General features: G+C 47.4%; 12 protein-coding genes and 1 tRNA gene. 7 read left to right on the forward strand and 6 right to left on the reverse strand.

Annotated elements, in window-relative coordinates:
* Nucleotides 1–70: 70 nt before the first annotated feature.
* The 6 genes from OM95_RS12170 (at nucleotide 71) to OM95_RS12195 (ending at nucleotide 8,529) form a co-directional block, all read left to right on the forward strand.
* On the forward strand, nucleotides 71–811 hold the full coding sequence (locus OM95_RS12170; protein ID WP_041874245.1) for a formyltransferase family protein: 741 nt from the start codon (nucleotides 71–73) through the stop codon (nucleotides 809–811).
* A complete protein-coding gene (locus OM95_RS12175) occupies nucleotides 808–3,216 on the forward strand; it encodes an alpha/beta fold hydrolase (RefSeq protein ID WP_041874248.1) in 2,409 nt (802 codons plus the stop codon). The genes OM95_RS12170 and OM95_RS12175 overlap by 4 nt, the downstream gene beginning before the upstream one ends.
* Nucleotides 3,209–4,072, forward strand: a complete 864-nt coding sequence (locus OM95_RS12180) for a UbiA family prenyltransferase (RefSeq protein WP_041874249.1) — start codon at nucleotides 3,209–3,211, stop codon at nucleotides 4,070–4,072. Before OM95_RS12175 ends, OM95_RS12180 begins: the two co-directional genes overlap by 8 nt.
* Before the next feature lie 2 nt (nucleotides 4,073–4,074).
* Nucleotides 4,075–6,753, forward strand: a complete 2,679-nt coding sequence (locus OM95_RS12185; protein ID WP_041874250.1) for a phosphoenolpyruvate synthase — start codon at nucleotides 4,075–4,077, stop codon at nucleotides 6,751–6,753.
* A gap of 86 nt (nucleotides 6,754–6,839) precedes the next feature.
* Nucleotides 6,840–7,613, forward strand: coding sequence for an exodeoxyribonuclease III (locus OM95_RS12190; protein ID WP_041874251.1), 774 nt, complete (start codon nucleotides 6,840–6,842; stop codon nucleotides 7,611–7,613).
* A 46-nt stretch (nucleotides 7,614–7,659) separates the two neighbouring features.
* Nucleotides 7,660–8,529 (forward strand): hypothetical protein, encoded by an 870-nt coding sequence (locus OM95_RS12195; RefSeq protein ID WP_041874254.1) that lies wholly within the window; start codon nucleotides 7,660–7,662, stop codon nucleotides 8,527–8,529.
* A 217-nt stretch (nucleotides 8,530–8,746) separates the two neighbouring features.
* On the opposite strand, the gene OM95_RS17320 is transcribed toward OM95_RS12195, so the two are convergent.
* Nucleotides 8,747–8,872, reverse strand: a complete 126-nt coding sequence (locus tag OM95_RS17320; protein ID WP_291516274.1) for a hypothetical protein — start codon at nucleotides 8,870–8,872, stop codon at nucleotides 8,747–8,749.
* A 156-nt stretch (nucleotides 8,873–9,028) separates the two neighbouring features.
* Here OM95_RS17320 and OM95_RS17325 point away from each other — a divergent pair, with 156 nt between their 5' ends.
* On the forward strand, nucleotides 9,029–9,454 hold the full coding sequence (locus tag OM95_RS17325) for a hypothetical protein (protein ID WP_291516276.1): 426 nt from the start codon (nucleotides 9,029–9,031) through the stop codon (nucleotides 9,452–9,454).
* 199 nt (nucleotides 9,455–9,653) lie between these two features.
* Here OM95_RS17325 and OM95_RS12205 read toward each other — a convergent pair.
* From OM95_RS12205 to rpsO, 5 genes are all read right to left on the reverse strand, one after another.
* A tRNA-Ala gene (locus OM95_RS12205) sits at nucleotides 9,654–9,729 on the reverse strand.
* A gap of 16 nt (nucleotides 9,730–9,745) precedes the next feature.
* A complete protein-coding gene (gene dut, locus OM95_RS12210) occupies nucleotides 9,746–10,195 on the reverse strand; it encodes a dUTP diphosphatase (protein ID WP_041874259.1) in 450 nt (149 codons plus the stop codon).
* Between the two features lie 12 nt (nucleotides 10,196–10,207).
* On the reverse strand, nucleotides 10,208–11,476 hold the full coding sequence (locus OM95_RS12215) for a pitrilysin family protein (protein ID WP_041874262.1): 1,269 nt from the start codon (nucleotides 11,474–11,476) through the stop codon (nucleotides 10,208–10,210).
* Between the two features lie 2 nt (nucleotides 11,477–11,478).
* Entirely contained in the window at nucleotides 11,479–13,572 is a 2,094-nt protein-coding gene (gene pnp / locus OM95_RS12220) for a polyribonucleotide nucleotidyltransferase (protein ID WP_041874265.1), read from the reverse strand.
* 104 nt (nucleotides 13,573–13,676) lie between these two features.
* The gene (rpsO, locus tag OM95_RS12225; RefSeq protein WP_041874268.1) at nucleotides 13,677–13,946 is read right to left on the reverse strand and encodes a 30S ribosomal protein S15; all 270 of its coding nucleotides are present in this window, start codon (nucleotides 13,944–13,946) and stop codon (nucleotides 13,677–13,679) included.
* Nucleotides 13,947–13,950: the final 4 nt, after the last annotated feature.

The following is a 13,950-nucleotide window of genomic DNA, read 5'->3' on the forward strand; positions in this document are numbered from 1 at the left end:
AGACCAAACCTGACGATATAGGTCCAGGAAAGCAATTTGTTTAACTCCTGGAATGCATCGAGGTAGCTGCATGAAGACCCTAGTTATCACCTCGGCCGTTACATTCGTGCCGGATAACTATGATGATTTAACTTTCGGCCTGGCCGACAACCCGTTTGTACAAGGGTTGGTGGTCATTGATAACCGCAGCGCCGATATTTACCTGAAAGCCCTTTTATTAATGCTTTCGGGGGCCGGTCCCCTGATGGGCTGGCATCTTCTTAAAAACAGCCTGGATAACTCTTTAAGCCGCAAACAGCAGCGTTATGAATCCGTCGGCAAGAAAGTCTGGGTGCTTAAAGACGTGAACTCTGAAGAGTCTTTGAACTTTCTGGCCTCTTTAGAACCCGATGTGATTTTAAATGCGCGCACCCGCTCTTTTTTTAAAAAGCGGCTCTTAGCCATTCCCAAAATCGGCTGCATCAACATTCATCATGGTCTTTTACCACACCAGCGCGGCTTGATGTGTGACTTCTGGGCCCATCTGCAAGGAACTTCCTTCGGCTTTTCGCTGCACGAAATGACGTCGAAGCTGGATGATGGCGCGTTACTTAAAGTCGTCGAAGTCCCGACGGATAAAAAGAACTATCTGGAGTCTCTGAAACACGCCGCGCGCCTTGAAACCACCGCAGCCAACGAGGTGCTGGCTGAAATCGCCCGCACGCAAAAGATTCAAGGAATTGAAAATACAAAAACAGAGCAAACTGTCTATCGCACCAATCCCCGTCTTATTGATTTTTACAAGCTTCGTTTGCAAGGAATAAAAATATGAAAACCATCATTGCATTGCATGGCAACCCCGGTCACCCGGAAGATTGGACTCTTCTGCAAGAGGCCGTTCAGCCCTTGGGTTACACTCTTCACGCGGTCAAAGCCGACAGCGACGAATGGCTGAGTCTTTTAACTCGCGATTCCTCGAAAAAAATTCTTTTGGGACATTCCTGGGGTGGATACCGTATTTTGAAAACACTTCCGGCCTACGAAAAATATGTCGAGCAAGTGATCCTGGTGACTCCCTATCTAAAACCCGAGCGGGAAATTTCTGGCGTCGCCGGAGCTTTACTGAAGCTGCCGATTTTAGGTGATGCCTTGATAAAATCCAACTTTGCAAAATCGAAAGACGCCTTCTTGCAGGATCTATTTCATCCGTGGTCACTGGCTGACCATCCCTATTTGCAAAAAATCACCGCACGCTTTGATTGGCGTCTGTGGCAGGAAACGGCCTTCAACAAATTGAAAATGCAAAACAATCCTTGGACCCCTCAGGATGTCGTCAAAACACCGGTCACCGTCGTCTATGGCAGTGAAGACAAAATCACCGATGAGTCCATTCAGAATCAGATCGTCACTCAGTATCCGGCGCACAAAATTATCAAAACCGCCAAGGCAGGACACAGTCTTCTTTGGTCTCACATTCAAAACATCTTAGAAATTTTGCAGGAGAAATCAGGTATGTCCCACCCTTCTGAAAAAATTGGTTATTATCCCGGCGCGGATGAACGCAACAACGTGATCAGCTATATGGAAAAACATCTGCGCGAATTTCCAGAGCGCGTCGCCCTGTCCTGGGTTTCCCGCGAGGCTTTGGCGAAATGGGATGGGAATCCGCACACTCGCCTGCCTCATGATCAAATCACCTACAAACATTTCGCTGCGCGAATTAATTCCTTTGCCAGAGGACTTTTGGATATCGGTATTCAAAAGGGAGATCGGGTCATCATCTTCCTGCCGATGAGCCTAGACATGTACACGGCCATGTTCGCCGTGCAAAGAATCGGAGCCATCGCCGTCTTCCTGGATTCCTGGGCACGTAGCCATCACCTAGGTGCTTCGGCAGAATGCGTCGGCCCCAAAGCGATGATCAGCTTTAATATGGCTTTTGAGCTGGTGAATCAGGTTCCAGAATTTCAATCCATGCCGATTCGAATCATGTACGGTCCGGGAGATAAATGCACGCACCGCTTTGAAGAGCTTCTGAAGAAAGATCCGTCGCCGATTGCGGCGGTGGAAAGTGAGTTCACCGCGTTGATTACTTTCACAACGGGCTCGACCGGAAAACCCAAAGGGGCCAACCGCACACATCGTTTTCTTTCGGCCCAGCACCATGCCCTTTCGCACGTGATTCCGTACACAGAAAAAGACAAGGACATGCCCGCGTTCCCGATCTTTAGTTTGAACAATTTGGCTTCGGGTGTGACCACGGTCTTGCCGGCGTTGGATTTGGCAGCCCCTTCCGAACGAGATTCTGCAATTCTGGCGTGTCAGATATTAAATGAAAATATTAACTGCACGACTCTTTCGCCGAGTATGCTTGTTGGTTTAGCTCGCTACTGCAAGGAAAAGAATTTGATTTTAAAAGGTCTTCGCCGTGTCGTCACGGGAGGCGCTCCGATTTCTAAAGATGACGTCAAAGCCTTCTACGAAATCGCGCCACAAACTGAGCTCTGGATTTTATACGGCTCTACCGAGGCCGAACCCATGGCGCATATCGAGGGTCGCGACATGCTGAAAGAAAGCAAGATCACGGACCCTGAAATCATCGAAGAAGGCGTCAACGTGGGTCATATCAGCGAAGACATCGACTTCAAGTTCATCCGTATCAAAGACGGTCCTGTCGAACTGAAGAATTCCTCGTGGCAAGAAATCGAAGTTCCGACGGGTGAAATCGGCGAGTTTATCTGCACGGGCGACCATGTCTGCCGCGACTACTACAACAATCCCGACGCCTTTAAAACCACGAAGATTCTGGATAACAAAGACCGCGTCTGGCATCGCACCGGCGATCTGGCTTACATCGATGGCGATAGAAATCTTTGGATTGTCGGCCGCGTGAATAATGCCATCGAAAGGGCCGGAAAATATTATTTCCCGGTACGCTCGGAAGTTCTTTTGAAACGTTTTGATTTTACCTATCGCTGTGCTTTCTTAGGCGTTCCTGACGCAACACTGGGTCAGGCGACCTATGCCGTGGTGGAACTAAAGCAGGACATTGACGCCAAGTCATTTGACTTTGAGTCGGCGAAAAAGGATATCCGCCGGGTTTTTGAAAAAAATAAAATTCCCGTGGACCAAATCAAATTCGTCAAAAAAATTCCTATGGACCCACGCCATCATTCCAAAGTGGAGTACAAAGTTCTGCGTGATCAACTCAACGATCCCGAGGTGATCATTGCTTAACTGGTGGATTCTTATTAAAGAACGCTTCAGTCCGGCTTCTTATGTGCCCATGATCTTTTTATTCACAGGGGCCAACGGACTCTTTTTTGCCTCGGCGCAGGGACAGCCGTGGAATTGGGGACGCTTTGTCCTGGTTTTTCTTTTGCTGCTGTCCTTCTTTTTCCGCATGCGCCTTTTTGATGAAATCAAGGACTATGAGGTCGACGTTAAGGTCAACCCCACACGTCCCTTGGCTCGGGGAATTCTGACAGTGTCCCAAGTCAAGGTGGCATTGTTGGTTCTGATTGTCTTCGAAGTGGTCCTTGCCAGTTCGTTAGGACTTTTCTGCCTTCTTATTCATGCCGCCGCCATGGGTTACAGCCTTTTGATGTATGAAGAGTTTTTTGTCGGCGATGTCCTGCGCCCGCATCTGACAACCTATGCAGTGACCCACACATTTGTCAGCGTACTTCTGGGTCTTTCTAGCGGCGTGGCCATGACGAATATGAATCCGCAAGAACTCTCGCCGAAACTTTTGCTATTTGTCTTTATGAACTGGGCGTTTTTTAATCTTTTTGAGTTTGCGAGAAAAACTTTCGCCTCTGCCGAGGAAAGACCGCACGTCCCTTCCTATTCAAATATTTTTTCCGACAAAGGAGCTTGGGCTCTTTCCCTGAGTCAGGCGATCTTGGGCGTGGGGGTTGTTTACTATCTTCTTCCGCACTGGATCTGGCCCGCGTCTTTGACCGCTTACATTGTTTTAAGTTCAGTTTATATTATTAAAAAAACCACCCCTGCTGCGCAATTCTTCCGTGCGATATCCGGGGTTTATTTGCTGTTTCACTATGCCCTAGTGATCTATATGTGGAGATCCTAATTATGCTGGTCACGCCAAAATCAACGCTGTTCTTTGCAAAAAATGAAGCCGGTGGAAAAGGCTTTAATCTGTATTTGATGTCGCAGGCGGGACTGCCCATTCCTGAATGGGTGGTGTTCGGCAAAAAGTACTTCCAGGAATTCCTGGATTCTCCGTCGGTGAAGACAACATTGTCGTTAATCATGCAAAGGCTGTTCAGCAAAGAAATTACTCCGTTGCAGGCCGAGGCCGAAGTTCGCGACCTGTTTGAAAAAACCGGGCTTTCTCAAAATCTTGCAGACTCTTTAGACAAAGCCCTGAAGGACTTAGGGGCCAACAATGTGTTTTCTGTGCGCTCGTCAGCAGCCGATGAAGACAGTCTGTCGCATTCGTTTGCAGGCCAGCTTTCAAGCTTTCTTTATGTATCTGGAAAAGAGGATATTCTTAAGTACATCCGTCAGTGCTGGATTTCTGCATTTTCCGAAAGAAGTCTGGTTTACCGTTTGGAAAACGGCATCGACCTTCAGAAAATTTCAGTGTCCGTGGTGTTACAGCGGATGATTGACCCAGATAAGTCCGGCGTTCTTTTCACCTGTGACCCCGTCGAAAAGAAAATCGATCGTTATGTCGTTTCCTCGGTCTATGGCGTCGGCGAAGGCTTGGTTTCAGGAACGCTGGATGCGGACTCGTTCTGGCTTGAGGCTCACTCAGGCAAACTGCTGAAAGAAGAAGTCGTCGAGAAAAAAGAGATGATGAAGAAATCTTCTTCCGGGCATTGCTCGACTTTACCTGTGCCCGCCCCGTTAGTGAATACGGCCTCGTTAACCCACGAGGAACTTTCCAAACTGTACCGCTTGGGTCACAAGATTCAAGAGCAGTATCACCGCCCCCAAGATATCGAGTGGGCTATTGAAGGTGGAAAAATCTATATTTTACAGACCCGCCCGGTCACAACTCTGCAGGCGGATCTTATCGGCTATCCAAATCTTTGGGACAATTCTAACATCATTGAATCCTACGGCGGTTTGACGTCTCCGTTAAGCTTCAGCTTTGCTCTTCGCAATTACAAGGCCGTCTATGTGCAATTCTGCGAGGTTCTGGGAGTTCCGAACGAGATCATCAAAGACATGGATTCGTATTTGGGTTATATGCTCGGTTCATTGAATGGCCGTGTGTACTACAACCTCTTTAATTGGTACAAGCTGGTCGGAGTCCTGCCAGGATTTAAACAAAATCGTGAATTCATGGAAACCATGATGGGAGTCTCGGAAGCCTTAAGCGAGGAGATCGCAGATCGCATCAAACCGCATCCTTCCTGGGACACGTTAAGTGGGCGCATTCGCAAGGCGATCACCGGTTTTAATTTTATTAAATATCATTTCACCATTCAAAGCACGGTGGATGATTTCCTCAAGACCTTCCATCGCGACTATGACAAGTATCGCAGTCTGCCTTTGAAGCGCATGCGCGGCGACCAGTTGATTCGCATCTACATGGAGCTGGAAAGAAACATGTTAGGTCGCTGGAAAGCTCCGATCATCAATGATTTTCTTTGCATGGTGCACTTCGGTCTTTTACGCAAACTCACCACGACATGGCTTAAGGATTTGGATTCCACAATCCAAAACGACCTTCTTGCTGGTGAAGGCGGCTTGGAAAGTGCGGAACCCACCAAAGCTCTTTTACGTCTGGCCAACAAAGCCGCACAAAACGCGGAGCTTCGTAAACTTATTGAAACTGTGGACCCCGCCGAGGGGCTAGAGGCTTTGAATCAATCTCCTTACCAAGAATTTTATAAGTCCGTGCTCGATTATCTCGACAAATATGGCTTCCGTTGTATGAGCGAAATGAAATTGGAAGAAATCGATCTTTTAACGGACCCGAGCTATTTATTCGTCTGCTTGAAAAACTATTTGAAGTCCGGTCAGACCGAGATTCACGATGACTCTCACGAAAAGTCCTTGCGTGCGCAAGCTGAAAGCAAAGTCGCGTCGCATTTGACGGGATTTAAGAAGACTTTTTATTTCTGGGTTCTTAAACATGCCCGTAAGGCCGTGAAGAATCGCGAGAACACACGTTTTGCGCGGACCCGGATTTACGGTATCGCCCGAACAATCTTCCAAACCATCGGCGAAGATCTGGCGACCATGGGCGCTTTGGAACAACCGCGGGATATTTTCTGGCTGACCATCGAAGAGGTGTTTGGCATCTATAACGGCACTTTGCCTTCTTTCAATTTAAAATCCTTCGTAGAGCTACGTAAAAAAGACTACGAAAAATTTAGCGAAGAAACAGATCCTCGCGTGATGACTCGTGGTGCAGTTTATTGGGACAATACTTTTATCAAAGAAGAAATCCCTCAAGTCGCAGAATCCGGCGATTATGATTTGAAAGGTCTTCCTTGCTGCCCTGGGGTGCTTGAGGGCGTCGTCAAAGTCATCTTAAATCCAAGTGACAACTTAGAACTCAACGGAGAAATCCTGGTCACCGCGCGCACCGATCCAGGCTGGGTCCCCTTGTATCCGGCAATCTCGGGTCTTTTGGTCGAACGAGGAAGTCTGTTATCCCACTCGGCCATCGTCGCTCGTGAAATGGGAATTCCCGCGATCGTCAGCATTCCAGGACTGACCAAAAGAATCAAATCAGGAATGCGTGTTCGCATTGACGCCAAGGCCGGAACCATTAAAATCCTTGAGGAATAAAATGAGGGCGGGACTTCCCGTCCTCTCTTACTCGCATCGGCGCCACCCGACTTGCTTTCTGATGGGTCCTTATCTATTGTAAAAATATGAAATTGATCACCTGGAATGTGAACGGCCTGCGCTCTGTACAACGTAAAAACTTTCGCGACTGGTTCGAAAACGAAAAGGCCGACATTGTCTGCCTTCAAGAAATAAAAATTTCTGAAGACGCGCTGAAAGAAGATGAAACCCTTTACCACCCCGCTCGCTATCATTCGGTCTGGAATTTCGCCGAAAAGCCGGGCTATTCGGGATTAGCTCTTTATTCAAAAAAAGAACCCGAAGCCGTGCGCCGCGGTTTAGGCATTGAAAAGTTTGATCGTGAGGGCCGCTGGTTGGAAGCCGACTTCGGACCTAAGACCATCATCAATAGCTATTGGCCCAACAGTCAACGCGATCACGCACGTTTACCGTTTAAATTGGAATTTTGCGCGGCTGCGGAAAAACGACTGCAGGCTCTGCGCAAAAAAGGCCGCGAAGTCATCATCTGCGGTGACTTTAATATCGCCCACAAGGAAATCGACCTCAAGAATCCGAAAACCAATGTCAAAAATGCGGGCTTCCTTCCGGAAGAGCGCGCGTGGATGACCCACTTTTTAGAAAACTTAGAATGGGTCGACAGCTTCCGCAAATTTGAACAAGGCGGAAACCACTACACCTGGTGGAGCTATCGTCCCGGAGTCCGCGAAAGAAACGTGGGATGGCGCCTGGATTACTTCCTGGTCAACAAAGAGGCCTCGGATCGCCTTAAAGCCGTCAGCCATTTGCCTGAGGTGATGGGCTCTGACCACTGCCCAGTCCGACTGACCTTGAAGAAGTAATAAAGACTTAATTTGAGTTTCGCTAAAGTTTAGGGTACGAAAAAGTATGACATATTTAGCCCTAAAAATTTCCGCGATTCTTATGATCCTCGCCTCTTCTTTGACTGTGCATGCCAAGGAACTGATGCCACCGACGTTAATACGTCAGAGCTATAGCTACGACACCGAGATCAAAAACGCTGATGATCTTTACAATATCACCGTGACCAACAAGCTGGCCATCAGCACAGACTGGGACGATGATACGGTCTTGGAAATGAAGTTCGATGGCTCTTCCACTGTGGTAAAGATCACAGGCCAGCAAGGAAAAGACGGAGCTCTTGAATTCAAGGCGACTGTCGATAAAAACTACCCCGCAAATTTACAAAAACCTGATCTTCAATTTGAGAACTATGATCTAAATATCTCTCTACCTGGCTGGCATGCCCTTAAAAACGGCGTGGCGAAAACACAATATCGCTATGTCAATAATGGTGACGCGACGGCCTGGATGTCTTTTGCCTCCGCGCTGGAACCTTTTATTATCCACCAAGATGAACTCAAATTTGCGAGTCTCGTCGGCACGCCTAAAAACAAATCCCTGACGAACTGGGTGGACCTGTTTTTATCAAAAATCATTTTATCAAATTACAACCTGACTTACTCTTTGCGGGTTTCGTATGAATATCCGTTAGAACCGGCTTCCCCGAACACAGAGTGGGTCGTGCTTCCTGTTTTATTGCTTGCGCCAAACAGCTACGACAAAACGGATGCAGGACAAATAGCTAAGGCTATCGAGTCCTATATCAATGCCGAGCGCCCTGAGGCCGACGGCGCGCAGCTCGTCTTTTCCATCGACGTCTATCGAAGCAATCAAACCCCTCTACTGCAAGTGCAAGAGGCTGAGTTACCCCTAACCTCCATCACCTGGAAATAGCAGCGCACTCGGGCCGAAAAGGCCCGCATGTCGTTTCAAATTCGGCGAATTATTCTTCTTAAATAACTCATCGGCTGAAAAAATGAGTTCACCTTCCGATAAAGAAGAATTCTTTTCCTGCAAATGAGGCGACATGCGACGCTATCTAGTGTGTTTATTTCTTATTTTTATATCGAAAATTTCTGCAGCCCAGTCGTCTAAAAACACTACTTTCATCTTAGAAACAGTCAATAATCTGAATCAGCCCCCCGGCAACAATCGCTGTGATGATTTCATGGACTCCAGAGCAAAAGCAGAAATCATGGATTGGACCGATGCCGGATTCAAAAATCCAGAAATTCATTCTATAAATCTTGCTCGGGACAACGCTCAGAGAAGTCGATTCACTCATGAGTTCAGGCTATCAGCTGTGATGTTCAGAAATACCGGATGGAGTCCTGAAGTCCTCCGCAGTTCCCTTCTAAGAGTGGCAGAAATATACAGTCAATGCGGAATAAAATTGGCAGATGCGAAGCTGATTGTCGTCGATGCCCCCAACGACTGGCTGGATATCGATCATAATCGGTATGCTCAGATCGCCCAAATGATTCCGCAAAGTGCTGCGCGACCGATTTTAGCATTTGTTCGGGCAGACGGCAGACATGGAGACACAGGCTACGCCTACCGCCGAGGACGATTCGGACAAGCTGCCACCGTCGACACCGGATGGATCACGAACGAAGTGAACAGCGACACCTATAAAAAAATCCGGACATCAGGTTACAGTCCCTTGGCCCATGAACTAGCCCACATCCTAGGCAACTCAGGACATGTGATCGGCGACGAAAAAAACCTTCTGGGAAACTCTCCCGTCACCGTGAACAATCACATCACCAAAGAACAATGCGAAACCTTTAAAAGACACCCCTCAATAACGCCTCTATAGCCTCACAAAAGGCACCCAAACAGGGATCGAACCTTGTGCCCGCACTAAAATGCGCCGAGTGGGCGCGTTTTAGTGCGGAGCATGGAGCAAGACAATTCGCGAAGGCGGATTGTCTTGCGACGTCGTCGGGCTCGCATCCCGATCGCAAAGTCTCAGCAAAAAAACCACCAACCAATAATTTAAGGAAAGAAAAAGAAAATGGTGGAGACGATCGGGATCGAACCGACGACCTCAACACTGCCAGCGTTGCGCTCTCCCAGCTGAGCTACGTCCCCACTTCAGAATAAAAAACTATGCACGCCCCGTTGAACCGAATCCACCAGCACCACGCTCTGTAGATCCTAGTTCGTCAACAACCTGAAACTGCGCCTGAAGCACGGGCGCAATCACCAACTGAGCACAACGTTCTTGATCATTAATCACAACAGATTCGTTGCCCAGATTGATCACGATGATTTTCACTTCACCGCGATAGTCAGCATCAATAGTGCCCGGAGTATTTAATACGGTCAAACCACTTTTTGCCGCCCAACCGCTGCGGGGGCGGGCCTGAATCTCATAGCCCAGTGGAATTTCAAAAGACAAACCCGTTGGAATCAAAGCTCTTTCGCCAGGATTTAACGTCACCGGTCCTGCCAATTGCGCACGAATATCAAAGCCACTGGCACCCAAGGATTGGTACTGCGGAAGTTCACCGTGAAAATTTTCAAGTTTTTTTACTTTAACCGTGAGCTTTTGCATGCCGATCCCCTTTTATAATGTCAATTCTTCGAACCAAGATTTCAACTCAGTTACGCCCGGTCCTAATAAAACCCCGGATGCGGCGTTTAAATCAAGCTCTTCGCGAATATATTCATTCACCGAGTCGACAGTGACGGCTTTGATTTCTTCGATCACCGACTCCACAGAACGGAAGCTGCCGAAGACAATTTCATTCACCGCTAAAGAGGTCATACGATTTTCAATATCATCAGAGCTCAGCAAAATACTGCCGATCACCTGAGTTTTAAACATCTCCACATCGGCTTTCGAAACACCTTGCTTGCGGATCTTTTGCAATTCCCTGGAAATCAGGTCGCCGACCTTTTTAACATTCTTCGCCTCAGTCCCCGCATAAATCGTCAGCATGCCCGAATCTATATGAGTGTTCAGGCTGGAATGAATGGTATAAACCAAACCCTTTTTTTCCCGAACACTTTGATACAGCTTGGAGGTCATTCCTCCTCCTAGCAAAGTATTCGTGATGACAGCCTCAAAGCGTCTTTTGTCTTTAAAGCTCGCCGTCGGGAATCCCATCAGCATATGAACTTGTTCCGCCTGTTTTTCAACGACGTGACGTCTTTTCAACCAACGCGGGAATTTACGAGCGCTCTTCAGGACAGATTCTTTTTTCTTTCCTAAACGCTTTTCAATTCCAGCCATCAGTTCGGCATGATCCAAGCACCCCGCAGCACTGACGATGATGTTTCTTCCGGTGTAGTTCTTTTTATAGTAATCCATCACTTGATTTTGCTTCATCGTCGCGATGGATTTTGGTGTCCCTAAAATAGGACGAGCCAATGGATTTTTGCCATAAACCTGCTCATAGAAGACGTCATAAATAACCTCTTCGTGGCTGTCCTCAGACATCGCGATCTCTTGCAGGATGACACCCTTTTCCAGGTCGAACTCTTTTTTGTTCAGATGCATGTTTGAAACCAGATCCGACAACACATCCAGAGCTGTCTCCCAATGGTCTTTTAAAACCAAAGCGTGATAGCAGGTGTATTCCCGAGTGGTGTAGGCATTGAGATCGCCGCCCAGAGCTTCTAAAGACTTTGCAATTTGATAGGCAGAGCGGGTTTTCGTTCCCTTAAACACCAGGTGTTCAAGCAAATGCGAGATCCCCGCATTCTCTGGCGACTCATCCCGAGTGCCCGTCAAAACCCAAATACTGATAGAAACGGCACGGGACCCTGGATGAAGTTCACTCACCACTCGGATCCCGTTAGAAAGTTCAGATTTTTTGAACTTTGTGTTCATTCTTACTGTAGTAAAGCTTTTCTAGAAAGTTTGATTCTTCCAGCGCGATCCACTTCAAGAACTTTCACATCAATCACTTCGCCCTCTTTAAGAACGTCAGTCACAGCGCGAACGCGTTCGTTGGCGATCTCAGAGATGTGCAATAGACCTTGAGTATTCGGCAAGATTTCAACGAAAGCACCGAATTCAGCAATCTTCACAACACGACCTTTATAAGTCTTACCTACTTCTGCTTCAGCAATGATGTCGTTGATCATAGCGATCGCCTTTTTCGTTGCTTCAGGATCAGCAGATGCGATGTGGATTGTACCGTCGTCTTCGATTTCAATCTTAACGCCAGTTGCTTCGGTAATACCACGGATCACTTTACCGCCAGAACCGATCACTTCACGGATCTTATCTGGTTTAATCTTGATTGTTTCAATACGAGGAGCAAATTCAGAGATTTGACCACGAGCTACTTTGATCACCTTTTCCATCTCGTTCAAGATGTGAGCGCGACCTTCTTTAGCTTGAGCCAAAGCTTGCTCCATAACTTCGAAAGAAACAGAGTCAATTTTGATATCCATTTGGAGAGCTGTAATACCCGTTGGTGTTCCAGCCACTTTGAAGTCCATGTCACCCAAGTGATCTTCATCACCTAGGATGTCAGTCAGAACCGCAACGCGGTCGCCTTCTTTGATAAGGCCCATGGCCACACCAGCCACGTTTCCTTTGATAGGAACACCGGCATCAAGCATCGCCAAAGTACCCGCACAAACAGAACCCATGGAAGAAGAACCGTTAGACTCTAGAACTTCGGAAACGATACGGATTGTGTAAGGGAATTTTTCGTGCTCGGGAAGAACGGCTTTCAAAGCGCGTTCCGCCAAGTTACCGTGACCGATTTCACGACGGCCTTGACCACTAAAACGACCCACCTCACCTACTGAGTATGGAGGGAAGTTGTAATGAAGCATGAACTTGCGTTTTTGCGTTCCCAAAAGCGCATCGACCATTTGCTCGTCATCACCCGTTCCCAAAGTCACTGTGCCCAAACATTGAGTTTCACCACGAGTGAATAGACCGGAACCGTGTGCGCGAGGAAGAAGACCTACTTCGTTGGCGATAGGACGAACTGTTTTCGTGTCACGTCCGTCAATACGCACTTTACGATCCAAGATCATTGAACGTGCTTCATGATATTTAAGGTCTTCAACAATCGCACTGATTTCTTTCTTACGTTGTTTTGCAAGATCTTTGTCAGTGATGGAAGCCAAGAATTGTACTTCCGCTTCAGCCTGAGCTGCCGCTGCTGCTGCATAACGCTCTTGTTTGATTTTCATCGAAAGCGCCGCCGCGATTTTCGGCTTCAAGAAAGCCTCAACCTGACCTTTGAAGTCGGCGTCGATTGTCGCTGGTGTGAAGTTGCGTTTCGCTGTCGAACCTGTTTTTTCACGCAATTCATCTTGCGCATTCAAAAGAGGCATCATGGATTGGTGACCAAACTTCAAAGCCGCCAATACGTCAGCTTCAGAAATAAACTTCGTTTCACCTTCCACCATCAATAGACCGTTGCGAGTTCCCGCCACGATCAAGTCGATGTCAGATTTTTCCATTTGTTGCGGCGTTGGATTTGCAACGAATTGACCATCAACACGACCTACTTGAATCGCCGCTGTTGGACCGTTGAATGGAATGTCAGAAAGATGAAGAGCTGTAGAAGCGCCCAAGCTTGAAAGGATCTCAAGAGGGAACGCACCGTCTGCAGAAAGAACTGTCGCCACAACTTGAGTTTCGTATCTGTAACCCTCAGGGAATACAGGACGGATCGGACGGTCAATCAAACGCGCGATCAAAACGGCGTCTGTCGTCGGTTTACCTTCACGCTTGAAGTAGCCACCTGGAATTTTACCAGTCGCGTAGAATTTTTCGATATATTCCACAGTCAGTGGAAAGAAATCTAGTTCAGAGGCTTTTTTGCTAGATACTGCCGTAACAAGAACCATGTTGTTACCGCAAGAGACTAGAACAGATCCATCTGCTTGTTTTGCCAAACGGCCTGTTTCGATGGTGATTTGTTTTCCGCCCACCGATGTAGTTACAGTCGTTTTCATTAAATCTCCTTGAATTGATGACAGAGCCTTATGCTCTGAGTGTACGAGAATTTCCTGTCTAGGAAAAGAGTGAAGGGGCTCTTCGCCCCTTCAGGAATGTCAGATTACTTACGGATATCAAGAGCCTTAATAAGGTCTTGGTAGCGTTTCACATCTTTGCGATGTAGGTAGTCCAAAAGTTTTCTTCTTTTGTTAACCAAAGTCACAAGACCGCGACGGCCATGGTGATCTTTTTTGTGAGTGCCGAAGTGCACTGTCAAATCGTTGATTTTTGCAGTCAAAAGCGCCACTTGCACTTCTGGAGATCCAGTATCTAGATCTTTTGTTTGGAATTTTTTAACGATTTGGTTTTTTGTATCTTTAGTGACTGCCATTAAA

It is taken from the genome of Bdellovibrio sp. ArHS (assembly GCF_000786105.1).
Taxonomy (GTDB): domain Bacteria; phylum Bdellovibrionota; class Bdellovibrionia; order Bdellovibrionales; family Bdellovibrionaceae; genus Bdellovibrio.